Below are 25730 nucleotides of genomic sequence, written 5' to 3'. Positions count from 1 at the left end.
AACCCATGTAAAGCAAGTCACTTATGAAGAGTGCAGCAAGTCGAAAGTGTCGATGTACCAAAGCAAAATTAGATGGAAATATTCAAAGATAAACTAAATGACAATAATATGACATTTGTCACATGAGTTAATGACAAAGCCTTCTAGTTCGGGCTTCATTTTCGAGATATACTGTCTATGTAAGATGTTCAAGAAGTGGGAGGTAGAAAGATGATAGAAGTACGAGCACTAGACAAAGTCATCAAAGGACGGACAATCTTGTCCACTATTTCCTTTGAAATCAAGTCCGGGGAATGTGTGGCTTTAATCGGTCCAAACGGGGCTGGGAAAACGACGCTTATGTCTTGTTTGTTGGGTGATAGAAAGGCGACGAAAGGCAAGGTTTTGTTGGATGGTCTGGTTCCACAGGCTCAGTCCAATAAGGAAATGGTAGCAGTCTTACCACAAGAAAATGCTATTCCGGCAGATCTGAAGGTCAAGGAATTGCTCCGCTTTTTCCAAGCCATCTACAAGGACAGTCTGACAGATGTGGAAATCGACAGCCTGCTCCGCTTTTCCCCAGAGCAAAAAAATCAACTGGCCGGCAAGCTATCGGGTGGTCAGAAGCGGCTCTTGGCTTTCGTCATCTGCCTGATTGGCAAGCCTAAGTTGCTCTTCTTGGACGAGCCGACGGCGGGCATGGATACTTCGACCCGTCAGCGTTTTTGGGAAATTGTCCATGAACTCAAGGCTCAGGATGTGACCATTTTTTATACCAGCCACTATATCGAGGAAGTGGAGCATACGGCGGAGCGGATTTTGGTCTTGCACCAGGGTAGGCTATTAAGAGATACCACGCCATTTGCCATGCGGAGTGAGGAGCAAGAAAAAGAAGTGACTTTGCCGATTGCTTTTGCGGCGGTGGTGGAGAGCTTGGCTGAAATCAATGAAATCAGCTATAAACAAGACACGGTTAGCTTCAAGACCGGAGCTATTGAGCAGGTTTGGGCTAGTTTGCAGGAGGCAGGTTGTCGGATTTCAGACCTAGAGGTTCAGAACAAAACTCTGCTCAATAGCCTATTTGACAAGACAAGGGAGGAAGAATCATGAAAGCATTAGTTCAAGTAGAGGCGGTAAAATTATCCAGAAGTTTGGGAGTATTTCTCCTGTCTATCGGTATGCCCGTCATCTTTTTCCTGATTTTCTCATCGACGGTCCAGTTTGACGATGCGGCCATGCAAAAGGCTTTCATCCAGTCCTACATGCTGACCATGACAGGTTTTTCCATGTCGGGCTTTGCCCTTTTCACCTTTCCCATGATGCTGGCAGAGGACAGGAAAAATAGCTGGTTGACCTTTATCCAGCATTCGCCCCTGCCAATCTGGCAATACTATCTTTCCAAACTGGTTCGGGTCTTGCTCTGCTTTGTGTCTTCTATTGCCATTGTTTTTGCGGTGGGTGGCTTGGTCAAGGGAGTAGACTTGTCAGCTCAGGAATGGGTCGTGTCCGCACTCATACTCCTTGTAACCTCTATCGTATTTCTAGCCATTGGCTTGCTTTTGGTGCAAATTCAGTCTGAACAGGCCATGTCGGTTGTGGCAAACTTGCTCTATTTTGTTCTGGCTATCATGGGCGGATCTTGGATGCCTGTTTCCCTCTTTCCAGATTGGGTGCAGCGGATCTGCAAACTCATGCCCAGCTACCATGTCAACCAGCTGGTGACCACCTATGCCCAAGAGGGAGATTTTCTATGGAAATCCTTGCTAATTGTCCTAGGATATGCCATAATTTTCTTAGGAGTTGCTCTGATACTGAATAGAAAATCCGAGCAGCAGTGAGGTGACAGATGATATTTGAAAAAAGAAAGGTACCACTCATGTTCTTCGTGGGCATGGTCTTTCTCTATTTTCCCTTTTACTATGCCCAGTATAGTCCCAATCCGACGGCAGTTGTCCTAGCGACCCTTCTCTTTGCCTTGGTCTATTGCTCCCTCTTTTATACCGACCACAAGCTATATTCCCTGCTGGCTTGGTTTTACCTGATTGGCTATATCGCCGTCATGAGCTTTTGGGGCAATCTGCAATTTTCCCTCTTCATCTTTAACCTGTCCAATATGCTGGGCTGGTATTATAAAGAGAATCGACCGACCTATCGGACGGTGTCCTACGGGCTTTTGTTGCTGGCTATTATCCTATGGGCTCTCTTTGGCCCTGTTCCTTTTGAGATGAGAGCTTTTGCACTTGTTATCCACTTTTTCGGCTTGACCTTGCTGATTTTCAGCTGGATTGAGACCAAGCGGGAAGCCCTTCAGCAACGCCTACAGGAGCAAAATGCTTCCATTAACCTCTTGCTAGCTGAGAACGAACGCAACCGTATCGGTCAGGACTTACACGACACCCTGGGCCATGTCTTTGCCATGCTATCTGTCAAGGCCGAGTTGGTCCAGACACTTTTAGACCACGATCAGATTGACCAGGCCAAGAAGGAGGTGGCAGCCCTTCAGACCTTGGCCAAGGACTCTATGCAGGAGGTCCGCCAGATTGTCCAGTCCCTCAAGCAGCACACCGTGACAGAGGAACTCCAGATTTTACAGCAGATGTTGGATCTTGCAGGAGTGGATTTAGTCGTCTTGGGCGGGGAAATAGCAGAGCAGCTCAGCTTGCCTGTCCAGAACAAGCTGGCTATGGTGCTGAGAGAATTGGCTAACAACCTGCTCAAGCACAGCCAGGCTAGCAAATGTCGTTTGATGTTTGAAAAAGACCAGCAAGAATTGGTTTTGCACTACGAAGACAACGGTGTGGGCTTTGCCCAGTTGACTGGTCAGGAATTGCATACCATAAAAGACAGGTTGGTAACGGTCAAAGGCAGTTTGGAATTTATCTCTCTAGCCAAGCCCACCTGTCTGTCCATACGAATTCCGTTTGAGGAGGTGGTAGAATGAGAATCTTAGTCGCAGAAGACCAAGCGATGCTGCGGGACGCCCTCTGTCAACTCTTGGGCTTTCAAAATGCGGTTGAGGCTGTTTTACAGGCTGAAAACGGCAGTCAGGCCATTGCTCTTTTGAAAAAAGAGCCCGTAGATGTGGTGCTATTAGATATAGAAATGCCTGAAAAGACGGGCCTAGATGTCTTGGAATGGGTGCGGGGGCAAGTCTTGCCTGTCAAGGTTGTCATCATGACCACCTTCAAGCGACCGGGCTATTTTGAGCGGGCGGTCAAGGCAGATGTGGATGCCTATGTGCTCAAGGAACGCTCCATCGCAGACCTCATGCGGACCATTGAAACTGTCTTGGCGGGGCGGAAGGAATATTCACCAGAGTTGATGGATATTCTCCTAACCCAACGCAGTCCCTTGACCAACTTGGAAAGTCAACTACTCAAGCTGGTGGCAGAAGGTCTGTCCAATAAGGAAATTGCCAGCCAGCTCCACCTTTCTGATGGGACAGTCCGCAACTACATGACCTCTATCCTGTCCAAGCTGGGTGCTGAAAACCGCACAGCTGCTGTAAAGATTGCACAGGAAAAGGGCTATATATAGCTAGAACCTCTATTCACAGGAAAAGGCTTGCACTCGGCAGGTCTTTTTCTAGTCGAATTTTGCTTTAACCTTCATTTCTCTATTGAAAATATCCCTATATTTTGCTAGAATTTTCTTATGGAACGACTTTACGATGTGCAGCAGTTGCTCAAACGTTTTGGTATCATTGTGTATATGGGAAATCGTTTGTATGATATTGAAATGATGCAGATTGAGCTCAATCGGGTCTACCAGGCTGGAGTTCTGGATAGGCTGGAATACATGGAGGCTGAGTTGGTTTTACGTCGGGAACATCGTTTGGAATTAGAGTACCAGAGATTGAAGGAGAAGTAGATGGAAACCTTGTGGACACTTTTATTATTTGTAGCCCTATTGGGTGCCTGGATGGGCTTTAATTATTGGAGATTGCGCCGTGCAGCCCAGGTCATTGACAATGCGGAATTTGCGCAGAAAATCCATGGTGGTCAGCTGATTGACCTGCGCGAGCCGGGCGAGTATAACCGCAAGCACATTTTGGGTGCGCGGAATATTCCCTACCAGCAGCTCAAGCAAAGTACTAATGCCCTTCGCAAGGACAAGCCTGTTTTGATCTATGAAAATGACCGTGGTCAATTGGTTACCCCAGCAGCTCTTTATTTGAAAAAGCAAGGGTTTAATGACATCTATATCTTGAGCTATGGTTTGAATGGCTGGGATGGCAAGGTGAAGACCGCAAAATAAGTAGATTTTTCATTACGAGTGTAGAATGTTAGTATGAGGAAACGAAAATGAATCGAAAAGATGAAAAATTATCCTTGGATGAAATTGGCATAATTGCAGGTATCGTGTTGATTTTATCCATTAGTTTATTGGCAATTTGGTTCAATGGCTCAACTGCAACAAAAGAGACTAGGGCTGAGCAGTCTGAAACGGTTGATACCAGTCTTTCTTCGGCTGAAAAAGCTGTGAAAAAATTGGAAAATTCTTCCAGTGAGGCTGACTTGAAAGCTGCCCAGGCTGCTGTAGATAAGTTACAGGCTACGACTGCAAAAGAGAGCCTGCAGAAGCGAATCGATACGGTCAAGCAAGCGATTGCTAAGCAGAAAGAAGTAGAAACACAGGCAAAATTAAAGGCTGAAAAGATTCGGGCAGAAGAAACCCGCAAATATGTTGAGGAACACCAGAAAGACCAGGCGGCAGACAATCAAACCGAACCAAGCCAGGCTGAACCGGCTCCTGCACCAGAAGTAGTGATAGAACAACCAGTTGTAGAGGAATATTATGAAGTACCAGCGGTTGTAGAGGTTCCTGTGGAGCCTTCTGTAGCACCGCCGGCTGAACTAGCTCCAGAGGAAGTTGCACCTACAGCTCCTACAGCAGAGGTTCCAGCATCAGAAACACTGGTCACAGAAGGTCAGTAATTGAACTTATTTTGAAAGAGGAGGTTGGGCATAAAGTCCAACCTCTAGTTCTTTGATTAACAAAATTACATTAGCGCAGGGGTTGATTGTTCAAATGGTTCGGGGAACTGTGAAAGACGGGAAACAGGGATTGTGAAACAATCCTCGATAGTTCGAGTTTTACGCTCCAAACTAGACCTAATGAATGGTGCGAACTTCGTTCGCTCTATTTTCAATCTTTAACTGTCTTCTACAGCTTTTTGGATGCGTCTGGGCAGAAAGTCCAGCCTCGCTTCTCAGAGTTCGTGTCAACATCTCAGCGCAGTGGTTGATTGGCAGATTTATTCGTGTTTCACACTCCAAATCTGACCTAATCAACTGTGCGGGGGTGGGAAGACGAACTCTTTTTAGACTGGTCGAATTCTTTCCCACTCCCATTATCTCCAACTTCCAAAGGATTTGGAAACCTTTGGAGGTATGCGAAAGTAAATTCTAGATAAATTCTGAAGAGGGGAAACCCTCTTTTTTAGTTGTTTCTTCTGCTAAAATTTGCTATACTGAGAAAAAGGAGTAGGCTATGGAAGAGTTGAATATGTGGTATCTTGTCTGGCTTGGATTGGTCTTGGTGATTGCAAGTTCTGTCTTCTATGATGATAAGCGGTATAAGCCTTTCGGCTTTCGCTATTGGCTAAGTGTTGTTGGAGCCTTCTGTCTGGTTTTGGTTGCCCTAATTTCCTGCTTAATCTTTGTAACTAGCATTTCCTTGATGCTCTATCATCGATTTGGTAATGGCACCGTTTTGCTTGGAATTCTATTTTTTCTGATGACGTTTGCTTTAGTGAGCTATGCCTATTTTGCCTGTAAAAGGGTTGTTGCTCGTACACGGTTTTATCGGTCAATGACGAGGAGGGACTAGTGCGAATATAATTGGTGAATTAATCGTTGAATTTTTGACGGAATTGCCAGATTTTGATCCCAAAAAGCACAAGCCTTTCGGAGGTCGCTATTGGTTGGGCTGGCTAGGGATTTTGGTGAATCTGATTATGGGAGCTTTCTTGGCCTTCTTAGTAGGTTATACACTTTTTTCCATAGGCAAAGGCAATCTAGTGTTCATTCTCATTTTCAATCTCTTTCTTATTCCAACTACCTTATTTTGGTTTTGGCGGACCAGTCGCCTGTTCAAAAAAATGTGGCAGACCACCCTTTATTATCTTGATAACAAATCTTAGCATCAGCCTTGCTGATGTTTTTTCAACTGTGTTTTAAGGAAAAGATTGGTTGTTTTGTGCTATAATAGACCCTATGAGAATTGTATCAGGAAACTATGGCGGACGGCTCCTCAGGACCTTAGATGGCAAGACGACACGACCGACTTCGGACAAGGTTCGTGGAGCCATGTTCAATATGATTGGTCCCTATTTCGAAGGTGGGCGAGTGCTGGATTTGTATGCTGGTAGCGGTGGCTTGTCCATTGAGGCAGTATCTCGGGGCATGGATGAGGCGGTCTTGGTCGAACGTGATCGCAAGGCCCAGGCCATTATCCGAGAAAATATAGTCATGACCAAGGAGGAAGGTAAGTTCCGTCTCTTGCCCACGGAGGCCCGTCAGGCCTTGACTCAACTGGAAGGAGTCTTTGACCTGGTCTTTCTGGATCCGCCCTATGCGGAGCAGGAGATTGAGGCAATGGTCACTGAACTCTGCCAGCGAAAACTTCTGTCCGAGGATGTCATGGTGGTTTGCGAGACGGATAAATCTGTCACACTTCCTGAAGAAATCGCAGAGCTGGGCATCTGGAAGGAAAAAGTCTACGGAATAAGTAAGGTAACAGTCTATGTCAGATAAAATTGGAATGTTTACAGGCTCCTTTGATCCCATTACCAAGGGACATTTGGACATTATCGAACGGGCCAGTAGCCTTTTTGACAGGCTTTATGTGGGGATTTTTTACAATCCCAATAAAAATGGTCTCTTTACTGGTCAAGAGCGGCTGGACTTATTGGAGAAGGTCTTTGCCAAAGATGAGAAGATTCAGGTCTTTCTAGCGGGTCAAGAGCTGGTGGTCGATGCAGCCCATGAACGGGGAGTGACCCATATTGTCCGCGGTTTGCGCAATGGGATTGACCTGGAATATGAGGCCAATTTTGATTATTTCAATCGCCAGTTGGCCCCAGACTTGGAGACGGTATATTTGATTTCCAAGCCGGAATACCGCAATATTTCGTCCAGCCAAATCCGTGAACTGATAGCCTACAAGCAGGATATTAGTCCTTATGTGCCCGAGCTTGTTAGTAAGGAAATAGAAAAGCATGAAAAAAAATAAAGGTCTCATTTTAATTTTATCTATCATTTTAGGAGTACTCTTACTCTGGTTTACGGTCTTTGTTCCCCTGCCCTATTATATCGAGAGTCCTGGCGGAGCCATGGATGTGAAACAGGTCCTGACGGTTAATGAGGAAGAGGACAAGAAGGACGGTTCTTATGAGTTTACCTATGTCTCTGTTCAGCAGGCAACGGCTTTGCAGCTGCTCTTTGCCCAGTTCGATCCCTATGCGGATATTACTTCGGCTGAGGAGATGACGGGAGGAGCAGACAGCGAGGAATATTTCCGGATTGCGCAATTTTACATGGAAACTTCGCAGAATATGGCCAAATACCAGGGATTAACCTTGGCCAAAAAAGATGTTGAAATGGATTTCTTTGGGGTCTATGTGCTTGATTTGGCGGAGGATTCGACCTTTAAGGACGTTCTCAAGATTGCGGATACGGTTGTCAGTATCAATGGCAAGACCTTTGAGTCGTCGCCTGATTTGATTAAGTATGTCAGCGGTTTGGAACTGGGCAGTCCTGTGACGGTGGGCTATGTGACAAACGGTCAGGAAAAATCAGCTGACGGTAAGATTATCAAGCTGGTCAATGGAAAAAATGGTATCGGGATTACCCTGGTGGACCACACAGAGGTCAAGTCCTCAGTACCTATTGACTTCCAGACGGGCAATATCGGCGGTCCTAGTGCAGGTCTCATGTTCACTTTGGCTATCTATACCCAGCTGGCTGAGCCAGATTTAAGGGATGGCCGGACCATTGCAGGAACGGGAACCATTGAGCAGGACGGCAAGGTCGGCGATATTGGCGGGGCGGACAAGAAGGTCCTATCTGCTGCCAAGGCCGGTGCCAGCATCTTCTTTGTTCCTAATAATCCTGTGGATAAGGAAATCCTAAAAGAAAATCCAGATGCCAAGACCAACTATGAGGAGGCCAAGGAGGCTGTAGAGAAAGCGGGAGTAGACATCGAGGTCGTACCTGTCAAAACAGTCCAAGATGCCATTGATTATTTAAAGAAATAGAGTCTGTGGAGTAACCTAGTTGCTCCTTTTTTCTTAAAATTGTCAGAAATTTCTTTGAAAACTGATAGGAGGAGCATTCCTGTTAAAATCATGGTATAATGGTAAGGTTAGAATGTATGAGAAACCAATAGAATGGAGGCCCAATGAAAAAAGAAATTACACCAGAAATGTATAACTACAACAAGTATCCTGGTCCTAGTTTTGCTCGGGTTGGGGACAAGGTTGTCTCTGAAAATATCGAGTTGGACTTGCTAGAAAATCACAAGGATGCCTTTGACCAGACCATTTTCGGTCAACGCTTTTCCCAGCTTATGCTCAAGTTTGACTATATTGTGGGCGACTGGGGCAATGAACAATTGCGTCTCAAGGGATTCTACAAGGATGATAAGACGGTCAAGTCTGACTTGAAAATCGGTCGCTTGGATGACTATCTGACCGAGTTTTGTAATTTTGGTTGTGCTTATTTTGTCTTGGAAAATCCAAATCCACAGGAGCTGCCTGAAGAGGTGGAGGACAGACCACGTCGTAAGCGGAGCCGGTCTCGTAACCGCAATCGCAACCAGCAGCGGACGGAGCATATTTCCCATAAGGAACAACAAAAGGCTCAACCGGAGAAGAAGGGGCGGGACAATCGTGCCAAGTCCAACCGGAATGACCGTAAGAAGGTGGTGCGCCAGGATAAGGTGGCAGACCAGTCTCGGCACTTTACGGTCCACCATGATAAGAAAGCTGGCAAGCAGGCGCCCAAGCAGGAGCGTAGACAAGCATCGGATGCCAAAGAGACCAAGCGTAGTTTTGTCATTCGTCAGAAGTAGGGAGAAACATGAAACCATCAATTTATTCATTTAGCCAGGCCAATTTGGTGGACTGGATTTTAGAAAATGGCGAGAAGAAATTCCGCGCAACTCAGATTTGGGAGTGGCTCTACCGTTCGCGGGTTCAGTCCTTTGAAGAGATGACTAATTTGCCCAAATCTTTGATTGAAAAATTGGAGGAGAACTTTGTTGTCAATCCTTTGAAACAGCGGATTGTGCAGGAGTCAAAAGACGGTACGATTAAATACCTATTCGAGTTGCCAGACGGCATGCTGATTGAGACGGTGCTCATGCGTCAGCACTACGGTTTGTCTGTCTGTGTGACGACCCAGGTCGGCTGTAATATCGGATGTACCTTCTGTGCCTCTGGTCTCATACCCAAGCAACGGGACTTGACCAGTGGTGAAATTGTGGCTCAAATCATGCTGGTGCAGAAATACTTGGACGAACGTGGACAGAGTGAACGTGTCAGCCATATCGTGGTCATGGGGATTGGTGAGCCACTGGACAACTATGACAATGTCATGACTTTTTTACGTGTAGTCAATGATGACAAGGGGCTGGCTATCGGTGCCCGTCACATTACTGTGTCGACGTCTGGCTTGGCACCAAAAATCAAGGATTTTGCCCGCGAAGGCGTTCAGGTCAATCTGGCCGTGTCCCTTCACGCGCCAAATAATGACCTACGTTCCAGCATCATGCGCATCAACCGTAAGTACCCTATTGAGGTTTTGTTTGAGGCGATTGAGGATTATATCCAAACGACCAACCGTCGCGTGACCTTCGAGTACATCATGCTCAATGAAGTGAATGACGGTTTGGAACAGGCTCAGGAATTGGCAGACTTGACCAAGAATATCCGCAAATTGTCCTATATCAACCTGATTCCTTACAATCCGGTATCTGAGCATGACCAGTACAGCCGGTCGACCCGTGAGCGGACCCTTGCCTTCTTTGACCTGCTTAAGAAAAATGGGGTCAACTGTGTCGTTCGTCAAGAGCATGGTACGGATATTGATGCCGCTTGTGGTCAGCTGCGTTCCAATACGCTCAAGAAAGACCGTGAAAAGGCGCGTGCCCGCATCGCTGAAGCCAAGGCCAAGGCAGGTATTCAGGCATGAGAAGGTTATTCCTCAGTGACGGCAATTTGACTGGTCTTGGAAGAAAGATATACAAAATCTTAGCTGGAGCCTATGCTCTGGCTATTGTTTTCATGTGTTTCCTCCCGCAGTCCTGGTACCCCCAGTACAAGGATTTTTCCACTCCGGGCATCATCCAGGTCGGGCGCCTCTATTTTCTGCCGGTTCCCTTTAATAGCATCGTCAACGGTGACAAGGTCGACAGTCTGGCGGATTTGGGCTGGATTTTCCTGCAAAATGCCACCAATATTTTCCTGCTCTTTCCTCTCGTTTTGGCTCTTGTTTTTCTTTTTGAAAAATGGCGGAGCCTTCGAGCAGCTGCCCTCTATAGTTTTTGTATCAGCCTCTTCATTGAGTGCACCCAACTCTTGTTGGATCTTCTGATTGATGCCGGCCGTGTCTTTGAAATTGATGACCTCTGGACCAATACGCTGGGTGGGGTGTTGGCTTACCTGTTCTATCGGTTCTGGTACCGTATCTATAAGCAGAAGAAATGAAATGAATGATTATTCGGATTATTCAGAAAATTCCGCAAAAACCATTGACGGCTTTCATATAATCTTGTAAAATATGTATAATTAATCAAATGACTTACGGGATTTGGTTAGTGGATGAAATAATGATGAGATTCCTTGAATATTCGTGCATGTTTATTCGTCTTGTTTCATAGAAAAACCTCACTGTTTAGCTGTTACAGTGAGGTTTTTTCTGTGTTTCAAGTGATTTATTTCCAAAAATCGTCAAATACCGTAATCGGTAGGTGGCGTTTGTGTTCTGTTTTTTTCCAAAAGCCTTCGATGATTTCTTGGGCTTGGAGGTCAATGGTTTTCCCCTCTAGATAATCATCAATCTGATTATAGGTCACGCCGAGGGCTACTTCATCTGCCAGACCGGGCTTGTTTTCCTCCAAATCAGCCGTAGGAACTTTATCATAGAGTTTGCGGTCGGCACCGAGAGCCGCTAAGAGCTGCTTGCCTTGACGCTTGTTGAGGCGGAAGAGCGGCAGAATGTCTGCACCGCCGTCGCCATGCTTGGTGAAAAAGCCTGTAATGTTTTCTGCGGCATGGTCGGTTCCGACCACGGCACCCTTGCGTTCGCCAGCGACAGCATATTGGGCAATCATCCGCATGCGGGCCTTGGCATTTCCCTTGTTAAAATCAGACAAGGGCAGGCCGGCCGATTTGACGGCATCTGCCATAGCATCCGTCGCATCCTTGATATTGATGGTCAGGCTGACATCTGGCTGAATGAAAGCAAGAGCGGCTTGGGCGTCGGATTCATCAGCCTGAACGCCGTAAGGCAGACGAATCGCAATGAATTGGTAGTCCTCATCTCCTGTCTCAGCCCGCATTTCTTCCATGGTTAATTGGGCCAGACGACCAGCAAGGGTGGAATCTTGACCGCCAGAAATGCCCAGAACATAGGTTTTTAGAAAGGGATTTTTTTTTAGGTAATCCTTGAGAAATTGGATAGATGTGCGGATTTCTTCTTGTGGATCAATTTTGGGCTTGACGCCCAGCTGTTGGATAATCGTTTTTTGTAAGGTCATAGGAGCCTCTCTTAGATAGATTTTGCTTGACTTTGCTTGCGAATGCGGTGGATGAGGTCCATCTTGTTATCCCAGACATCTTGGGCAAGGTCAACAGGGTAGAGCTGTGGATTGAGTACGCGCTTGTATTCGTCCCAGAGTTGGTCAATTTCTTGGTTGGCATAGGATTGAATATCCGCTAAACTTGGTAATTCATAGACCTGCTTGCCTTCTTCAAAAATAGGAACCAAGAGCGGACGAGCCTCAAAATTCTCAATCGTCTTTTTGATATAGGTGTAGGTCGGGTGGAACATGTAGATGCTGTCCATCTTGGTCACATCTGTGTCGGCAAAAGTAATATAATCGCCTTCTGACTTGCCTTTTTCCTTAGAAGTAATGCGCCAAACCTGTTTTTTACCCGGGGTAGACACTTTTTCTGCGTTGGACGATAGTTTGATTGTGTCACGCATGACTCCATTTTCCTCTTCGATGGCAACAATCTTGTAGACAGCACCGAGAGCTGGTTGGTCGTAGGCTGTAATCAATTTTGTTCCGACACCCCAGACATCAATTTTAGCCTTCTGCATCTTGAGGTTGAGGATGGTATTTTCATCCAAGTCGTTAGAAGCGTAAATCTTGGCTTCAGTAAAACCAGCGTCGTCCAGCTGTTGACGGACTTTTTTAGAAATGTAGGCCATGTCACCAGAGTCAATACGAACACCTTTGAAATTGATTTTGTCGCCCATTTCCTTGGCGACACGGATAGCGGCTGGCACACCAACACGGAGGGTATCGTAGGTATCGACCAAGAAAACGCAATCCTTATGAGTCTCTGCATAGGCCTTGAAGGCTTGATAATCGTCGCCATAGGTTTGAACCAAGGCATGAGCATGGGTACCAGCTACAGGAATGCCAAATATTTTGCCGGCTCGGACGTTGGAAGTGGCTGAAGCACCACCGATAAAGGCTGCGCGTGTTCCCCAGATGGCTGCATCCATTTCTTGGGCCCGGCGTGTCCCGAATTCCATCAAGGGTTCGTCCTCGATAACGGCTTTAATGCGACGGGCCTTGGTAGCAATCAAGGTCTGGTAGTTGACGATATTCAAAATAGCCGTTTCAATCAATTGGCACTGAGCCAGCGGTCCCTCAACCTGCATAATCGGTTCATTGGCGTATACCAAATCCCCTTCCTTGGCTGAACGAAGGCTCAACTTCATCTCTAAATTGGCTAAATAATCCAGAAAATCCTCTGGATAGCCCAATTCGGTCAAGTAGTCAATATCTGTCTGGCTAAAGGTCAGGTTGTTAAGATAGTGGACAACCCGCTCTAGCCCTGCAAAGACTGCGTAGCCATTTTCAAAGGGTTGCTTACGGAAATACACTTCAAAAACCGCCCTTTTATTGTGAATGTTTTGCTTGAAGTAGGCCTGCATCATATTGATTTGATAGAGGTCGGTGTGCATGGTCAGGCTGTCGTCTGTATATAGAGTCATGGTATTCTCCTTTGCTAACAATAATATCATTATAACAAAAAAAATCGGGAAAACCCGATTTAAAGAACAATAGTCACCAAAATACTGGCCAAAAAGAGGAAGGGGACATAGGGCAGGGACCGAGATTTAAAGATGTAGAAGATAGCCAGACCCAGGAGGGAGCTGATTTGGACAATCCAGAGAATTTCGGTAAAGCCAAAAAGCAGGGATAGGCTGGCTAGATAGAGGAAGTCGCCTGAGCCGATAGACTTGGACATTTTTTCTGTCACAAAGGCTAGGACCAAAAAGCCACAGAAGAGCCAATTGAGTTGAGATAAGATTAGGGCTACAAGGGTAAAGACCAACCAGACCATGAAGGGATATTCCTGGTGTTTGATGTCATAAATAGTCAAGACCAGGCCGCCAAGGACCAGCACCATTTCCATAAGGGAAAGGACTTGAAAATGGCAGAGCAGGACCAAGAGACCAGACAAGACTTCCAGTCCCAGATACCAATAAGGGATTTTGGCTCTGCAGTAGCGGCATTTGGATTTGGTCAGGACTTGGGAAACAATGGGAATCAAATCCCAGGCCTTGAGCCTACGCTTGCAGGCATTGCAGTGGCTGGCAGGTGCAACGATAGATTGCTCGGGAAACCGGTCGATGACCAGACCGAGGAAGGAACCGATAGAGGCTCCAAGGAAAAATAAGATAATTGCTTTCATACCTATTAGTTCGCAAATGGGAGAGGAAAATGAGATATTTTTTAAAATTTTTTTACAAAATTTCGATGGTACTCTGGATAATGCCAAAGGAATGGAGAGAATTCCGTATTTTTGCTTTGGTCTTGTCTGCTACAGCAGGATTTGTCAGTTTGACCGTCACAGTCGCACAATGGTCATATCCATCCATGGTCCAGACATTTAGCTGAGTGATTTCGTGAACATTTTCAAGAGCCAGGAGGACTCCTTTAACTTCTTCAAGATTTACTCCTTGCGGACTGGTTTCAAGTAAAATCTTAACATTGTTCCAAGCTTTTGGCAGGGCTTTGGAGAGGATGAAGATAGCAATACCGAGTGAGAGTAATGGGTCTAGAAAGTACCAATCAGTGAATTGAAGAATGATGGAAACAAGGATGACCGCCAGCCATCCCAATATATCCTCTAAAAAGTGTAAGCTGAGAATGGATTCATTATGGCTATGGCCATTTTTTACAATACGGGAAGCGAGTAAATTGATGATGATAGCGATAATGCCGAGGACCAACATCCCATCTTGATTGACAGGGTTGGGATGGAAAAGATTGGGAATGTTTTCTACAAGGATCAAGCTGGAGCCGATAATCAGAATACTAGAAGTCAAGAGAGCGGCCAAAATATTCCATCTCTTGTAGCCAAAGGGATAAACCCTATCAGCAGGCTTGTTGGCATAGGTTTGCATGATGGCAGAGCTTCCGATGGCGAGGGCGTCACCCAAATCATGAACAGCATCTGCTAAGATGGCGCTAGAACCAAAGAGCCAGCCAAAGATAAACTCGATGATAGAAAAGCTAAGATTGAGGAGAAAAGCGATAAATGTATTTTTAGAAGATGACATGAGATTCCCTTTCTGTGTTATACTGTTTATAGGTTTATTATGTACTGTAATGAGCCAAAAAACTAGAAACAAGAGAAACGGTTTGTCTTTTTCTGAACAAATTGTTTGAAATGTACGAAAAATGGATAGACGAATTGCAAAAACAAAAAGAGCTATTTTTCAGGCTTTTTTGACCTTATTAAATGATAAAGGTTATGATGACATGCGCGTGCAGGATGTTATTGACCTGGCAGATGTGGGGCGTTCCACTTTCTATGCCCACTATGCCAGTAAAGAGGCTCTTTTGGAAGAACTTTGTCATGACCTCTTTCACCACTTATTTACAGGTCGTGAAGATGCGGATGTGAAGACTTTGTTGGCTCATATTTTCAAACACTTTCGGACCAATCAAGATCGTGTTGCCAGCCTTTTGTTGTCCCGCAATGCCTATTTTCTAAGAGAACTGGAAGCGGAGCTGAAACACGACATTTTTCCAAAAGTGGTTGAAGACTACATGCAGGACAAGGGGAATCTTCCAGAGGATTTGCTGGTGCATTTTGTTGTGACCACTTTTGTGGAGACGGTCAGCTGGTGGTTGCAGCAACGCAAAAAGGTGGACGAAGCCACCTTGACCGAATATTATGTAAGATTATTAGCTTAAGGAGTGAAAATGCTTAGACCTTTACACATGGCCCATGCCTTTTTAGATGAGATTTTAACAGACCAGGACCTAGCGGTCGATGCGACGATGGGAAATGGTCATGACACGCTATTTTTAGCCCAACGAGCAGGAAAAGTTGTGGCCTTTGATATTCAGGAACAAGCCCTGGCCACAACGGCTGAAAAACTAGAAAAAGCTGGCTTGACCAATGCCCAATTGGTTTTGACAGGGCACGAAAACCTAGACAAGTATGTGGAGGAATGCAAGGCAGCAATTTTCAATCTGGGCTATCTTCCTTCGGCGGATAAGTCAGTTATTACCCTGCCTGCAACCACCCTTCAAGCTATTGAAAAAGTTCTTGACAGACTGGTGGTTGGTGGTCGCCTAGCCATCATGATTTATTATGGACATGAGGGTGGGGCGGTTGAGAAGGATGCTGTCTTAGACTTTGTCAGCCAGCTAGACCAGACCGTCTTTACAGCCATGCTCTACAAACCGCTCAACCAAGTCAACACTCCACCGTTTTTGGTCATGGTGGAACGGATGAAGTAGTTTAGTGCTATCCTACTGAGAAAGCGGAGGTGATTTTATCAGTCATACATTTATCTTGATACTCTTATTGATTCTATTGATTGTGTCCAATACCCTTTATAGGCTCAATCCAAAACTGCCCCTGCCCTTTGTCCAGCTGCTCTTGGGGGTCCTGGTCGGTGCCTTGTTTGGTGACGAGACTGTGGGGATTGACGCCGGGCTTTTCCTGGCCCTGGTCATTGCTCCCCTCAACTTCCGTGAGGGACAGGAGAGTGATATTGAGAGTTTGAAGCGACATAAGTCCACTATTGCTTACTTGATTTTTCCTCTGGTCTTTTTGACCACTCTGGCTATTGGTGGTTTGGCAGGATATCTTCTCCCAGTGGAAATTCCCCTGCCACTTAGCTTTGCCCTGGGAGCTGCCTTAGCTCCGACGGATGCGGTGGCCTTTCTGGCCTTGTCCAAACGCTTTAAGTTTCCCAAGAAGTTAGAAGAAATCCTGACCCTGGAAGGCTTGCTCAACGACGCGAGTGGCCTGGTTGCCTTCCAATTTGCCATCCTGGCCTTGACGACCGGGACCTTTTCCCTCCTGCAGGCCAGTGGGCAATTGGTCTGGGTTTTGCTTGCTGGTGCCCTTGTTGGCTTGCTCTTTGTATTCTTGCACCGAGCGGCCGTTTCTATTCTGGAAAAATTAGATGCGGCTGATGTTGCTGGGGTCCTATTGCTGGAAATTTCCTTGCCTCTCTTGGCCTATATAGTAGCTAGTTATCTAGGGGGGTCAGGCATTATCGCCGTCGTGATTGCTGGTCTTTTCCAGTCCAAGCAATTGAAGAAAATGTCCCTCTTTGATGCGCGTGTTGATCGAGTGACGTTTATTATCTGGGAGACTCTGAGCTTTATTCTCAATGGCTTTGTCTTTATCATTTTTGGTTATGAATTTACCCGGATTGTCCAGCCGGCCTTGAAGAATCCCTTCATCAGTAATGCTTGGCTGATGACAACGGTCTTGGTCTTGACTGCCAGTCTCTTTCTAGTTCGCTTTGTGGGTATTTTCCTGTTGAAATTAGTCAAGAAATCTGGCGATTACCAACTTAAGAACCTGCTTATCTTGACCTTTTCTGGAATGAAGGGTTCGGTTTCCATAGCAACCATTCTCCTGCTGCCAGAAGTAGATCAGACAACCTACAGTCTCATCCTCTTTACGGTCGGCATGGTTACCCTCTTTAGTTTCCTGACCGGTCTCCTTGTCCTGCCCCTTTTAGCAGAACCTCGAACAGAGGCGACCATCCCAGAAGGTCCCGCACGCTTGGCGATTTTGAAGGAAGTGATTGATCTCTTGGAAATGGATGTGGAGCATGCCAACAATCCTAGTACTATCTATGCAGTTATCGGTCAATACTATAAGCGGATGGAAAATCTGCAACGCCAGCTCATTCCTGTGGAGCGACGACGTGAAGTTGCCAAATTACGCTTGAAAATCCTAGAAATTGAACGAGCTGGTCTTGAAAAACGGTTTGAAGAGGGCCTGTTGGATATGTCTTCCTACCGGATTTACCAATCCTATCTCAGCGAAATGGAGCAGGACATCAACCGAGACTTGGTAGCTACCTGGACCTATCTCTTTATGATTGGTCGCCGGGTCCTGGCCAAGTGGTACCATGAATGGGTGGAATTGGTGAAAAACAAGGGACGACGGATGAAAGCTGACAATCAACATGGTCATCCAGACCTGTCAGATTTGTTTATTGCAAATACGGTTGATATCATTGCCTTCCTTAATAGTTGCCAGTCAAACTATCCCAAGGACTATCTGACTATTCTCAAGCGCTACCGGGTCTACCAGTCCCAGCTTGTCTTGGCAGGGGTTCGAGTAGAAGACCTGATTGGTCGTCTCAAGCCGGATAATTTGGAGGATTTGCTGCGAGGATTTTACTTGGAAAGGAAGATTGTGGCGGAATACGAGGCAGATCAGCTCATTTCCAATCAGGTTGCCAAGGATCTTCGCCGCAATATCAACCAGCTGGAAAGCTACAGTTTACGGGAATTTGATTCATTTTAATAGTGGGCTCGTAAGCTAATTCAAATAAACAGCAAAAAACCAGGTTTTCCTGGTTTTTTAGTCTAATATTGGCTTGATAAAAATCCGTTCCTCCCCGAGTTCAATCAGTTCGACCTGATTGCCATAGAAGTCACCCAAAAGTTCAGGCGTCAGGATTTTCTCCTTTGGTCCTTGGGTCAAAACCTTGCCTTCCTTGAGCAGGAGGACATGGCTGAAGTTGCTGGTGATTTCCTCCGCATGGTGGGTCACAAAGATGATAGCAGGCGCCGTCGGTAGCTGACAGATATGGTCGATATGCTGGAGTAGGCGCTCACGAGCCAAGAGGTCCAGACCAACCGTTGCCTCGTCCAAAATCAAAATTGCTGGATTTTCCATAAGACTGCGGGCAATCAGCAGCAGCTGACGCTCCCCCTGCGACAGACTAGCATAGGTCCGCCCAATCAAATGCCCCGCACGAATTTCCCGCAACATGGCTGTGGCCTCATCGATTTCTGCCTGACCGTATTCCTTGTAAAGAATGGAGGACTTATACTTTCCTGTCAGGACAATCTGCTCTGCCGTCAGGTCGATAGGAAAACGTTCGGCTAGAAAGGAGCCAACCACACCGATTTTTGTACGGAGGCTGGGGATGTCCCCTCTGCCAAATTCAACTCCGAGAACAGCCAGGTCCCCAGACGATTTCCAAAATTCTGCCATGAGAATGCGTAGCAGTGTAGATTTTCCAGCCCCGTTGAGACCCAGGATGGCCCAGCGCTCACCTTCCTTGAATTCCCAGTTGATGTCCTCTAGTAAGTTTTTACCCTGTCTGCGGTAGCTGACATTTTTCATTGAAATAATCATGACCCATCTCCTCATCTTTTTGACTATTTTACCACAGAATGAAAGATTCAGCACATTTCTAGCAAATTTTAGAAATTGTGGTATAATAGGAATGCTATAACTTTTATTTTAGGAGACATTCATATCATGGAAGACCCCGGTAGTCAGACCATTTACATTCAATTACTTGTTTTGCTCTTGTTGACCCTGCTCAACGCCTTTTTCTCGGCTTCAGAAATGGCCCTGGTGTCGCTCAACCGCTCTCGTGTGGAGCAGAAGGCAGCCGAGGGGGAGAAGAAGTACATTCGCCTGGTTTCCGTCTTGGAAAATCCAAATAACTTCTTATCGACCATACAAGTCGGCATCACCTTCATCTCCATTCTTTCGGGTGCAAGTTTGGCTAGTGATTTAGGTGCGATTTTGGCCCAGTGGCTGGGCGATTCGGCTACAGCTCAGACAGCTGGCTATTGGTTGGCTCTGGCACTTTTGACCTTTATTTCCATTGTCCTTGGTGAGCTTTATCCCAAGCGGATTGCCATGAATATGAAGGAAAATCTAGCAGTTGTAACGGCTCCTGTCATTATTTTTCTTGGCAAGATTGTCAGCCCCTTTGTCTGGCTGCTTTCAGCTGCGACCAACCTGATTAGCCGTATCACACCTATGAATTTTGATGATGCGGATGACCAGATGACCCGTGACGAGATTGAGTATATCTTGACCAAGAGCGAGCAGACCTTGGATGCGGAAGAAATCGAGATGCTGCAGGGGATTTTCAATCTGGACGAGCTCATGGCCCGTGAGGTTATGGTTCCTCGTACCGATGCTTTCATGGTGGATATTGATGATGAAATTGCCGCCATTATGGCTGAAATTCTCAAGCAAAACTTTTCTCGTATCCCAGTCTACGAAGGCGACAAGGACAATGTGATTGGCCTGATTCATACAAAGAAAATCTTGGCGGAAGGCTTTACCAACGGCTTTGATAATCTCAATATTCGCCGCATCATGCAAGAACCGCTCTTCGTACCGGAGACAATTTTTGTGGATGATTTGCTCAAGGCCCTTCGCAATACCCAAAACCAAATGGCTATTTTGCTGGACGAATACGGTGGCGTTGCTGGTCTTGCTACCTTGGAAGACCTTCTGGAAGAAATTGTCGGTGAAATCGATGATGAGACCGATAAGACAGAAGTCTTTGTCCGTGAAATTGCAGACAATACCTTTATCGTTCAGGGGAATATGACCCTCAACGACTTCAATGAACATTTTGATATGGAGTTGGAGAGCGATGATGTGGATACCATTGCCGGCTATTATCTGACAGGTGTGGGTACCATTCCAAGCCAGGAGGAAAAAGTTTCCTTTGAGGTGGACAGCAAGGGCCACCACCTGGTTCTCAGCAATGATAAGGTGAAAAATGGTCGTGTGACCAAGCTGAAGATTCTTATCACACCGATTGAAGAAGATTCAAACGAGAAGGATTAGGAAACTAGTCCTTCTTTTTTTGCATTTTTATCGGAAATAGGCTAGACTAATAGCTTATTAAGAAAAGTGGAGAAGTGTTATGAGAAATTTGATTGTATTTTTGCATTCGTCAGTAGACGGCATGGTTGAGGGACCAAATGGTACCATGGATATTGGCTTTGTAGCTTACAATGAAGAATTGGAGGCGGTAGCCAATCAGGTCCTGTCTACTGTCGATACAATCCTGTGGGGACGAAAGACCTATGAGATGATGTATGGCTACTGGCCGATTATGCTGGACAATCCTGATGCTAGTGACCATGAGAGAAACCATGCTGCCTGGATTGAGAAGGTTGAAAAGTTGGTCTGCTCGACCAGCCTAGAGAAAGCGGGTTGGAACAATACGACCTTGCTTAAAGGTGACATTGTTGGATAGTAGAAGCAGCTAAAAATGCAAGAAGGTGGAGATATTCTGGTTTTGGGTAGCTCACGCCTGGCTAAATTTCTCATGGAAGAAGGCCTAATAGATGTATTGAGATTAAGCATTTCCCCTGTATCTGTCGGTAGTGGATTCCGTCTCTTGGAGGGAATTGCAGCAGAATTTCAGCTTCAAGAGAGCCATGTTCTGAAGTCTGGGGTGCTGGCTGTAACTTATGAGATAAAATAAAAATCCTGGATATAGGATTTTAAATAAAATTTGGTAAAAGAAGAGGCATCCCGATTGGAATGCCTCTTCTTTTACCGATTAAGCTAGCCTCTGGGACTATCTTAACGACGGATTTCTTTGATACGAGCTGCTTTACCTTGAAGAGCACGCAAGTAGTACAATTTAGCACGACGTACTTTACCGTAACGAACAACCTCAATCTTGTCAACACGTGGAGTGTGGATTGGGAATGTACGTTCAACACCTACACCACCAGAGATTTTACGTACAGTGTACATTTCTGAGATGCCTTGGCCTTTACGAGAGATCACAACACCCTCGAAGATCTGGATACGTTCGCGGTTACCTTCGACAACCTTCGCGTGAACACGCACAGTGTCACCAGGACGGAAAGAAGGGATATCAGTACGAAGCTGACCTTCTGTCAAACTTTGGATCAATGGATTCATTTTTTTCTCCTATCTTTGTCAATCATAGGTGCTTTTAAACCCAGCGGATAAACTGTATTTTTGTGCGTCCATTACACACGAAGAATATTTTACCTTATTTTGATAGATTTGTAAAGTAAATATGCTGGATTTTAGAAAAAAGTGAAAGAAGGATGGGCTCGGTTTTGGGACAAATCATGAAAACGTATTATTAATATTTTCAAGGCAAAAGCCAACCTTTACGCTTAGAATGTGGTATACTAGGTAAGTTGCAAGTCTGATACTGGTTAGTTCGCTGCCAGTGGAAATAGTTGTTACAAAAAAAGTGAGATAAGGTAGCTTCGCACTGCCTTTTAGAAAAGAGAAAACATTGAAATTTACAGATTTACAGTTGTCCGAAGACATTTTGCTTGCCGTTGAGAAGGCGGGGTTTGAAACACCGTCACCTATCCAAGAGCAGACTATTCCGCTTGCTCTTGAAGGCAAGGATGTGATTGGTCAGGCCCAGACGGGGACTGGGAAAACCGCAGCTTTTGGTCTGCCAACCCTCAACAAAATTGACATCGACAATCAAGCTGTTCAAGCCTTAATTATTGCTCCAACACGTGAGTTGGCAGTGCAAAGTCAGGAAGAACTCTTCAAATTTGGTCGTGAGAAGGGTGTAAAAGTTCGCTCTGTTTACGGCGGTTCTAGCATTGAAAAACAAATCAAGGCCCTTCGTTCAGGTGCCCATATCGTAGTTGGTACACCTGGTCGTCTCTTGGACTTGATTAAGAGAAAAGCCCTCAAGCTTGACGGAGTTGAAACCCTCATTCTTGACGAAGCGGATGAAATGCTTAACATGGGCTTCTTGGACGATATTGAAGCCATCATCGAACGTGTGCCAGCGAGTCGCCAGACCCTTCTATTTTCTGCGACCATGCCTGAGCCAATCAAGCGTATCGGTGTCAAGTTCATGAAAGAGCCTGAGCACGTTAAGATTGCGGCCAAGGAATTGACCAACGTCAACGTGGATCAATACTATATCCGTGTCAAAGAAAATGAGAAATTTGACACTATGACACGCCTCATGGATGTTGACCAGCCAGAATTGTCTATCGTCTTCGGTCGTACCAAACGCCGTGTCGATGAATTGACTCGTGGACTCAAACTGCGTGGCTTCCGTGCAGAAGGGATTCACGGAGATTTAGATCAAAATAAACGCCTGCGTGTTATCCGCGATTTCAAGGGAGATCAAATTGATGTTCTCGTTGCGACAGACGTTGCAGCGCGTGGATTGGATATCTCAGGTGTGACACATGTCTACAACTACGATATTCCACAAGACCCTGAAAGTTACGTACACCGTATCGGTCGTACAGGTCGTGCTGGCCAGTCTGGTCAATCGATCACCTTTGTTTCGCCAAATGAAATGGGTTACTTGGCTATCATCGAAGAGTTGACCAAGAAGCGTATGAAGGGGCTCAAGCCTGCGACCGCTGAAGAGGCTTTTGAAGCGAAGAAAAAAGTTGCTTTGAAAAAGATTGAGCGTGACTTCGCAGACGAGACCATTCGTGGAAACTTTGATAAGTTTAAGAAAGACGCAGTTAAGTTGGCGGCCGAATTTACCCCTGAAGAGCTTGCTCTATACGTACTCAGCCTGACCGTACAAGATCCAGATAGCTTGCCAGAAGTGGAAATCGCGCGTGAAAAACCATTGCCATTCAAGTTTGCACCCGGTCAAGCTAAGGGTAAAGGTGGACGTGGAGGTCGCGACCGTGATCGCGGTGGTCGTCGTGATGGTGACCGCAATCGAGATCGTGGAGGACGCCGTGGAGACCGCAACCGTCGCGATGACAAGTTCAAACGTGATAACCGCCGTCAAGACAACAAAAAACCACACCAACGCACCTCAAGTGAAAAGCAAACAGGCTTCGTAATTCGCAATAAGGGTGAGAGATAAAGTTGAAACTGCTTCCTAATTGGAGCAGTTTTTGTTATAGTAGAAGTAGAAAAACAGGAGGGGTGACCATGGGCATTTTGACAATGGATAAAGCCTTTGTATTCTAAAAAACAATACAAAGGAGAAAGACATGATTACTTACAAACAAAATCCTCAACTCGACTTTCAAGCAGTCATTGAAATCTATGATTCAGTTGGTTGGACAAATTATACTGACCGGCCTACCATGTTACAGAAGGCCTTGGAACATAGTCTGCTCGTTCTTGCGGCCTTTGACGGTGACCGTCTAGTGGGTCTTTTGCGGGCAGTTGGTGATGGTTATTCGATTGTTTTTATTCAGGATATCTTGGTTTTGCCAACCTATCAACGTCAGGGAATTGGTCGCACTCTTTTAGAGCAAGCCATTGCACACTTTCCAGAGATCTATCAGCTCCATCTCTTGACGGACAATACTGAGAAAACACAGTCTTTTTATGAGGCACTTGGCTTTACAGCTGTTGAAAGTTTGGACTGTGTTGCTTACACCTATTTGAAGTCTTGAGGATATCAGTTGAATCTCCAATTAAATGGAGTATAATACATTTACCAATAACTAGTGATAAAAGGAGAAATACCATGGAAACCGTTTTGATTGTAAAAGCCCACCCACTTGATGCCCAAAAATCCTACGCCTTACGAGCCTTGGAAGAGTTTCAAACTCGTTACGCCAGTTTGCACCCAGAAGATCAGATAGAAGTAGTGGATGTTTTTGAAGACCAGATTCCAGCCTTGGACAAATCCTTGTTAGCGGCTATGGGAGCAGCTAAAAAAGGCGAGAATATTAGTCCTGAACAAGCAAAGCAATTGGACCGTTACAATGCCTTGACCCAGCAATTTCTTGCAGCTGATAAGATTGTCGTCGTCAATCCTCTCTGGAATCTCAATGTGCCAAGTCAGTTGGTATCTTGGGTCAATACCATCAATGTAGCAGGCCTGACCTTTAAGTATGGTTCAGAAGGCTCTATCGGTTTGGTCAAGGACAAAAAGCTCCTGCACATCCAGTCCAATGGTGGTGTTTATGCAGGTCAGGATCCAGCTGCCCAGTACATCAAGTCTATCTTTGAATTTTTAGGCTTTGAAGATATTCATCAAGTCTTTATCGAAGGGCAATCGGCTGATCCGAGCCAGGCTCAGGCTATTTTTGAAGAGGCAATGGCTAAAATTGATCGGATTTTAGAAAGATTTTAAACCAAAACCTCGACCTATTTGGGTCGAGGTTTTTTTGTCATTTCTGCGATGTAGTCTAACTTGCTCTGCCGACTGCGTTTCTTAAACAAAGCCTCGGCAGACATGGCTTCTTGCTTGCTGGCAAAGGCTTCTTGGTAGACCAGGCTGACAGGCAAGCGTGCGCGGGTGTACTTGGCCCCTTTTCCACGATTGTGGGTAGCAAGCCGCTTCTCCACATCCGTCGTATAACCAGTGTAAAGACTCCCGTCGGCACATTCCAAAACATACAAGTAGGCCTTATTTTCCATAATAAATCTCACGAATGGCAGGAGTATAGTCGCCGTTTTCCTCATGGACAACCAGAGGTGGCAGGATGTGCAGACCGTCCACCGAGCCGTCCTTGATCGCCTCAATCAGCAACATATTGGCCTCCTTGCTGGCCTTGGGATAGACAAATTGGATACGTTTGGGAGCGAGCTTGTAGGTTCTCAGCGTGTCCAAAATATCTAAAAATCGGTCGGGTCTGTGAACCATGGCCAAGCGACCATTGGACTTGAGCACCTGTTGGGCTACCTGACAAATGCTGTCTAGGTTGGTCGCAATCTCGTGTCTGGCTAGGAGATAATGCTCGCTTTCATTGAGGTTTGACTCTTTATCTACCTTGAAATAGGGAGGATTGCAGAGCATCAAATCAACCTTGGACCGCAAATCATATTGGGGCAGATTAGCCAAATCGTCATTAATGACCGAAAGCTGTTCCTCTAGACCGTTGAGGGCAATGGAACGGCGGTTCATATCCGCCAAGCGTTCCTGTAATTCAACCTGAATAATCTGGGCCTTGGTGCGTGTAGAAGCAAAGAGCCCCACCGCCCCATTTCCGCTACAAAGATCAACAATTAGCCCCTTCTGAGCAGGCATTTTTGGAAACCGCGAAAGAAGAACGCTGTCAATCGAGTAGCTAAAAACCTCCCGATTTTGAATAATCTGAACATCTGTCGAGAAGAGCTGGTCAATCCGCTCTCCGTCTAATAAAACTGGATTGTGCATGAGATTATTATAGCATATCGCAGGCTGTTTAGGTGGAGAAGGAAATACGGAGGTCTAGATTTTTCTTTCAAATGGATTTTTTAAAACAAGTTTGTTTACAATTGTAGTCAATTGTTGTACAATATAATTACAAATGTA

29 protein-coding genes and 1 pseudogene are annotated in these 25730 nt (G+C 45.7%); 22 read left to right on the top strand and 8 right to left on the bottom strand.

Features of this window, described 5'->3' with window-relative positions; translation table 11 throughout:
• The first annotated feature begins 210 nt into the window (after window positions 1-210).
• The 14 genes from ACVC7T_RS06695 to ACVC7T_RS06630 all read left to right on the top strand — a co-directional run bounded on the left by ACVC7T_RS06695 (window position 211) and on the right by ACVC7T_RS06630 (window position 10690).
• Entirely contained in the window at window positions 211-1089 is an 879-nt protein-coding gene (locus tag ACVC7T_RS06695) for an ABC transporter ATP-binding protein (protein ID WP_105160607.1), read from the top strand.
• Complete coding sequence (locus ACVC7T_RS06690) at window positions 1086-1817, top strand: ABC transporter permease (protein ID WP_105160606.1); 732 nt, start codon at window positions 1086-1088, stop codon at window positions 1815-1817. Before ACVC7T_RS06695 ends, ACVC7T_RS06690 begins: the two co-directional genes overlap by 4 nt.
• 8 nt (window positions 1818-1825) lie before the next feature.
• Complete coding sequence (locus ACVC7T_RS06685) at window positions 1826-2920, top strand: sensor histidine kinase (RefSeq protein WP_447262684.1); 1095 nt, start codon at window positions 1826-1828, stop codon at window positions 2918-2920.
• Window positions 2917-3516, top strand: coding sequence for a response regulator transcription factor (locus ACVC7T_RS06680; RefSeq protein WP_105160604.1), 600 nt, complete (start codon window positions 2917-2919; stop codon window positions 3514-3516). The genes ACVC7T_RS06685 and ACVC7T_RS06680 overlap by 4 nt, the downstream gene beginning before the upstream one ends.
• 117 nt (window positions 3517-3633) lie before the next feature.
• Complete coding sequence (locus ACVC7T_RS06675) at window positions 3634-3849, top strand: YqgQ family protein (RefSeq protein ID WP_105110460.1); 216 nt, start codon at window positions 3634-3636, stop codon at window positions 3847-3849.
• Entirely contained in the window at window positions 3850-4236 is a 387-nt protein-coding gene (locus tag ACVC7T_RS06670; protein WP_105123528.1) for a rhodanese-like domain-containing protein, read from the top strand.
• Window positions 4237-4283: 47 nt separating this feature from the next.
• Window positions 4284-4916, top strand: coding sequence for a hypothetical protein (locus ACVC7T_RS06665; protein WP_105160603.1), 633 nt, complete (start codon window positions 4284-4286; stop codon window positions 4914-4916).
• A gap of 556 nt (window positions 4917-5472) precedes the next feature.
• Entirely contained in the window at window positions 5473-5811 is a 339-nt protein-coding gene (locus tag ACVC7T_RS06660) for an MFS transporter (protein ID WP_105110457.1), read from the top strand.
• Window positions 5812-6197: 386 nt separating this feature from the next.
• Window positions 6198-6737, top strand: a complete 540-nt coding sequence (rsmD, locus tag ACVC7T_RS06655; RefSeq protein ID WP_105110455.1) for a 16S rRNA (guanine(966)-N(2))-methyltransferase RsmD — start codon at window positions 6198-6200, stop codon at window positions 6735-6737.
• A complete protein-coding gene (gene coaD, locus ACVC7T_RS06650; protein ID WP_105110454.1) occupies window positions 6727-7215 on the top strand; it encodes a pantetheine-phosphate adenylyltransferase in 489 nt (162 codons plus the stop codon). Before rsmD ends, coaD begins: the two co-directional genes overlap by 11 nt.
• Window positions 7202-8239: a SepM family pheromone-processing serine protease gene (locus ACVC7T_RS06645; protein ID WP_105110453.1), complete on the top strand. Its 1038-nt coding sequence runs from the start codon at window positions 7202-7204 to the stop codon at window positions 8237-8239. Before coaD ends, ACVC7T_RS06645 begins: the two co-directional genes overlap by 14 nt.
• Window positions 8240-8382: 143 nt before the next feature.
• Window positions 8383-9054, top strand: coding sequence for a YutD family protein (locus ACVC7T_RS06640; RefSeq protein WP_105110452.1), 672 nt, complete (start codon window positions 8383-8385; stop codon window positions 9052-9054).
• An 8-nt stretch (window positions 9055-9062) separates the two neighbouring features.
• The gene (gene rlmN, locus ACVC7T_RS06635; RefSeq protein ID WP_105110451.1) at window positions 9063-10175 is read left to right on the top strand and encodes a 23S rRNA (adenine(2503)-C(2))-methyltransferase RlmN; all 1113 of its coding nucleotides are present in this window, start codon (window positions 9063-9065) and stop codon (window positions 10173-10175) included.
• On the top strand, window positions 10172-10690 hold the full coding sequence (locus tag ACVC7T_RS06630) for a VanZ family protein (RefSeq protein WP_105110450.1): 519 nt from the start codon (window positions 10172-10174) through the stop codon (window positions 10688-10690). Before rlmN ends, ACVC7T_RS06630 begins: the two co-directional genes overlap by 4 nt.
• A gap of 227 nt (window positions 10691-10917) precedes the next feature.
• Here the strand turns inward: ACVC7T_RS06630 and nadE are convergent, their stop codons facing one another.
• Genes nadE through ACVC7T_RS06610 form a run of 4 tightly spaced genes read right to left on the bottom strand, consistent with a single transcriptional unit; the run spans window position 10918 to window position 14789 of the window.
• On the bottom strand, window positions 10918-11742 hold the full coding sequence (gene nadE, locus ACVC7T_RS06625) for an ammonia-dependent NAD(+) synthetase (RefSeq protein ID WP_105110449.1): 825 nt from the start codon (window positions 11740-11742) through the stop codon (window positions 10918-10920).
• 11 nt (window positions 11743-11753) lie between these two features.
• Entirely contained in the window at window positions 11754-13214 is a 1461-nt protein-coding gene (locus ACVC7T_RS06620; RefSeq protein WP_447262683.1) for a nicotinate phosphoribosyltransferase, read from the bottom strand.
• A 59-nt stretch (window positions 13215-13273) separates the two neighbouring features.
• Window positions 13274-13918 (bottom strand): prepilin peptidase, encoded by a 645-nt coding sequence (locus tag ACVC7T_RS06615; protein WP_105110447.1) that lies wholly within the window; start codon window positions 13916-13918, stop codon window positions 13274-13276.
• Window positions 13919-13970: 52 nt separating this feature from the next.
• The gene (locus ACVC7T_RS06610; protein ID WP_447262682.1) at window positions 13971-14789 is read right to left on the bottom strand and encodes a cation diffusion facilitator family transporter; all 819 of its coding nucleotides are present in this window, start codon (window positions 14787-14789) and stop codon (window positions 13971-13973) included.
• Window positions 14790-14910: 121 nt separating this feature from the next.
• On the opposite strand from ACVC7T_RS06610, the gene ACVC7T_RS06605 reads away from it, so the two are divergent.
• From ACVC7T_RS06605 to ACVC7T_RS06595, 3 genes are read left to right on the top strand one after another with little or no spacing between them, the layout of a single operon-like run.
• Window positions 14911-15429, top strand: coding sequence for a TetR/AcrR family transcriptional regulator (locus ACVC7T_RS06605; protein WP_024378110.1), 519 nt, complete (start codon window positions 14911-14913; stop codon window positions 15427-15429).
• Window positions 15430-15438: 9 nt separating this feature from the next.
• Complete coding sequence (locus tag ACVC7T_RS06600; protein WP_105160593.1) at window positions 15439-15981, top strand: class I SAM-dependent methyltransferase; 543 nt, start codon at window positions 15439-15441, stop codon at window positions 15979-15981.
• A gap of 37 nt (window positions 15982-16018) precedes the next feature.
• A complete protein-coding gene (locus ACVC7T_RS06595) occupies window positions 16019-18019 on the top strand; it encodes a cation:proton antiporter (protein WP_105160592.1) in 2001 nt (666 codons plus the stop codon).
• Between the two features lie 57 nt (window positions 18020-18076).
• Here ACVC7T_RS06595 and ACVC7T_RS06590 read toward each other — a convergent pair whose 3' ends face one another.
• Window positions 18077-18859, bottom strand: coding sequence for an ABC transporter ATP-binding protein (locus tag ACVC7T_RS06590; protein WP_105110443.1), 783 nt, complete (start codon window positions 18857-18859; stop codon window positions 18077-18079).
• A gap of 126 nt (window positions 18860-18985) precedes the next feature.
• Here ACVC7T_RS06590 and ACVC7T_RS06585 point away from each other — a divergent pair, with 126 nt between their 5' ends.
• Window positions 18986-20323: a hemolysin family protein gene (locus ACVC7T_RS06585; protein ID WP_105160591.1), complete on the top strand. Its 1338-nt coding sequence runs from the start codon at window positions 18986-18988 to the stop codon at window positions 20321-20323.
• Window positions 20324-20402: 79 nt separating this feature from the next.
• A pseudogene (locus tag ACVC7T_RS06580) lies at window positions 20403-20969 on the top strand (dihydrofolate reductase family protein).
• A gap of 101 nt (window positions 20970-21070) precedes the next feature.
• On the opposite strand, the gene rplS reads toward ACVC7T_RS06580, so the two are convergent.
• Window positions 21071-21418, bottom strand: a complete 348-nt coding sequence (gene rplS / locus ACVC7T_RS06575; RefSeq protein ID WP_011921928.1) for a 50S ribosomal protein L19 — start codon at window positions 21416-21418, stop codon at window positions 21071-21073.
• Between the two features lie 349 nt (window positions 21419-21767).
• Here rplS and ACVC7T_RS06570 point away from each other — a divergent pair, with 349 nt between their 5' ends.
• The 3 genes from ACVC7T_RS06570 (at window position 21768) to ACVC7T_RS06560 (ending at window position 24566) form a co-directional block, all read left to right on the top strand.
• Window positions 21768-23339: a DEAD/DEAH box helicase gene (locus ACVC7T_RS06570; RefSeq protein WP_105123540.1), complete on the top strand. Its 1572-nt coding sequence runs from the start codon at window positions 21768-21770 to the stop codon at window positions 23337-23339.
• Between the two features lie 130 nt (window positions 23340-23469).
• Window positions 23470-23880 carry a GNAT family N-acetyltransferase gene (locus tag ACVC7T_RS06565; RefSeq protein ID WP_447262681.1) on the top strand — a complete coding sequence of 137 codons (411 nt, stop codon included), beginning with the start codon at window positions 23470-23472 and terminating at the stop codon, window positions 23878-23880.
• 74 nt (window positions 23881-23954) lie between these two features.
• The gene (locus ACVC7T_RS06560) at window positions 23955-24566 is read left to right on the top strand and encodes an FMN-dependent NADH-azoreductase (RefSeq protein WP_447262680.1); all 612 of its coding nucleotides are present in this window, start codon (window positions 23955-23957) and stop codon (window positions 24564-24566) included.
• A 14-nt stretch (window positions 24567-24580) separates the two neighbouring features.
• On the opposite strand, the gene ACVC7T_RS06555 is transcribed toward ACVC7T_RS06560, so the two are convergent.
• Window positions 24581-24853, bottom strand: a complete 273-nt coding sequence (locus ACVC7T_RS06555) for a GIY-YIG nuclease family protein (RefSeq protein WP_447262679.1) — start codon at window positions 24851-24853, stop codon at window positions 24581-24583.
• Window positions 24843-25592, bottom strand: a complete 750-nt coding sequence (locus ACVC7T_RS06550) for a tRNA1(Val) (adenine(37)-N6)-methyltransferase (protein ID WP_447262678.1) — start codon at window positions 25590-25592, stop codon at window positions 24843-24845. Before ACVC7T_RS06550 ends, ACVC7T_RS06555 begins: the two co-directional genes overlap by 11 nt.
• Between the last annotated feature and the right edge of the window lie 138 nt (window positions 25593-25730).

It is taken from the genome of Streptococcus sp. P25B114 (genome assembly GCF_053010325.1).
The sequence above is the reverse complement of the archived record's forward strand: the minus strand, read 5'-3'. Positions and strand labels throughout refer to the sequence as shown.

Bases quoted from the DNA above. Each gene is read 5' to 3' on its own strand.
- ACVC7T_RS06695 (WP_105160607.1), top strand. From the start codon at position 211: ATGATAGAAGTACGAGCACTAGACAAAGTCATCAAAGGACGGACAATC.
- ACVC7T_RS06690 (WP_105160606.1), top strand. From the start codon at position 1,086: ATGAAAGCATTAGTTCAAGTAGAGGCGGTAAAATTATCCAGAAGTTTG.
- ACVC7T_RS06685 (WP_447262684.1), top strand. From the start codon at position 1,826: ATGATATTTGAAAAAAGAAAGGTACCACTCATGTTCTTCGTGGGCATG.
- ACVC7T_RS06680 (WP_105160604.1), top strand. From the start codon at position 2,917: ATGAGAATCTTAGTCGCAGAAGACCAAGCGATGCTGCGGGACGCCCTC.
- ACVC7T_RS06675 (WP_105110460.1), top strand. From the start codon at position 3,634: ATGGAACGACTTTACGATGTGCAGCAGTTGCTCAAACGTTTTGGTATC.
- ACVC7T_RS06670 (WP_105123528.1), top strand. From the start codon at position 3,850: ATGGAAACCTTGTGGACACTTTTATTATTTGTAGCCCTATTGGGTGCC.
- ACVC7T_RS06665 (WP_105160603.1), top strand. From the start codon at position 4,284: ATGAATCGAAAAGATGAAAAATTATCCTTGGATGAAATTGGCATAATT.
- ACVC7T_RS06660 (WP_105110457.1), top strand. From the start codon at position 5,473: ATGGAAGAGTTGAATATGTGGTATCTTGTCTGGCTTGGATTGGTCTTG.
- rsmD (WP_105110455.1), top strand. From the start codon at position 6,198: ATGAGAATTGTATCAGGAAACTATGGCGGACGGCTCCTCAGGACCTTA.
- coaD (WP_105110454.1), top strand. From the start codon at position 6,727: ATGTCAGATAAAATTGGAATGTTTACAGGCTCCTTTGATCCCATTACC.
- ACVC7T_RS06645 (WP_105110453.1), top strand. From the start codon at position 7,202: ATGAAAAAAAATAAAGGTCTCATTTTAATTTTATCTATCATTTTAGGA.
- ACVC7T_RS06640 (WP_105110452.1), top strand. From the start codon at position 8,383: ATGAAAAAAGAAATTACACCAGAAATGTATAACTACAACAAGTATCCT.
- rlmN (WP_105110451.1), top strand. From the start codon at position 9,063: ATGAAACCATCAATTTATTCATTTAGCCAGGCCAATTTGGTGGACTGG.
- ACVC7T_RS06630 (WP_105110450.1), top strand. From the start codon at position 10,172: ATGAGAAGGTTATTCCTCAGTGACGGCAATTTGACTGGTCTTGGAAGA.
- nadE (WP_105110449.1), bottom strand. From the start codon at position 11,742: ATGACCTTACAAAAAACGATTATCCAACAGCTGGGCGTCAAGCCCAAA.
- ACVC7T_RS06620 (WP_447262683.1), bottom strand. From the start codon at position 13,214: ATGACTCTATATACAGACGACAGCCTGACCATGCACACCGACCTCTAT.
- ACVC7T_RS06615 (WP_105110447.1), bottom strand. From the start codon at position 13,918: ATGAAAGCAATTATCTTATTTTTCCTTGGAGCCTCTATCGGTTCCTTC.
- ACVC7T_RS06610 (WP_447262682.1), bottom strand. From the start codon at position 14,789: ATGTCATCTTCTAAAAATACATTTATCGCTTTTCTCCTCAATCTTAGC.
- ACVC7T_RS06605 (WP_024378110.1), top strand. From the start codon at position 14,911: ATGGATAGACGAATTGCAAAAACAAAAAGAGCTATTTTTCAGGCTTTT.
- ACVC7T_RS06600 (WP_105160593.1), top strand. From the start codon at position 15,439: ATGCTTAGACCTTTACACATGGCCCATGCCTTTTTAGATGAGATTTTA.
- ACVC7T_RS06590 (WP_105110443.1), bottom strand. From the start codon at position 18,859: ATGATTATTTCAATGAAAAATGTCAGCTACCGCAGACAGGGTAAAAAC.
- ACVC7T_RS06585 (WP_105160591.1), top strand. From the start codon at position 18,986: ATGGAAGACCCCGGTAGTCAGACCATTTACATTCAATTACTTGTTTTG.
- rplS (WP_011921928.1), bottom strand. From the start codon at position 21,418: ATGAATCCATTGATCCAAAGTTTGACAGAAGGTCAGCTTCGTACTGAT.
- ACVC7T_RS06565 (WP_447262681.1), top strand. From the start codon at position 23,470: ATGATTACTTACAAACAAAATCCTCAACTCGACTTTCAAGCAGTCATT.
- ACVC7T_RS06560 (WP_447262680.1), top strand. From the start codon at position 23,955: ATGGAAACCGTTTTGATTGTAAAAGCCCACCCACTTGATGCCCAAAAA.
- ACVC7T_RS06555 (WP_447262679.1), bottom strand. From the start codon at position 24,853: ATGGAAAATAAGGCCTACTTGTATGTTTTGGAATGTGCCGACGGGAGT.
- ACVC7T_RS06550 (WP_447262678.1), bottom strand. From the start codon at position 25,592: ATGCACAATCCAGTTTTATTAGACGGAGAGCGGATTGACCAGCTCTTC.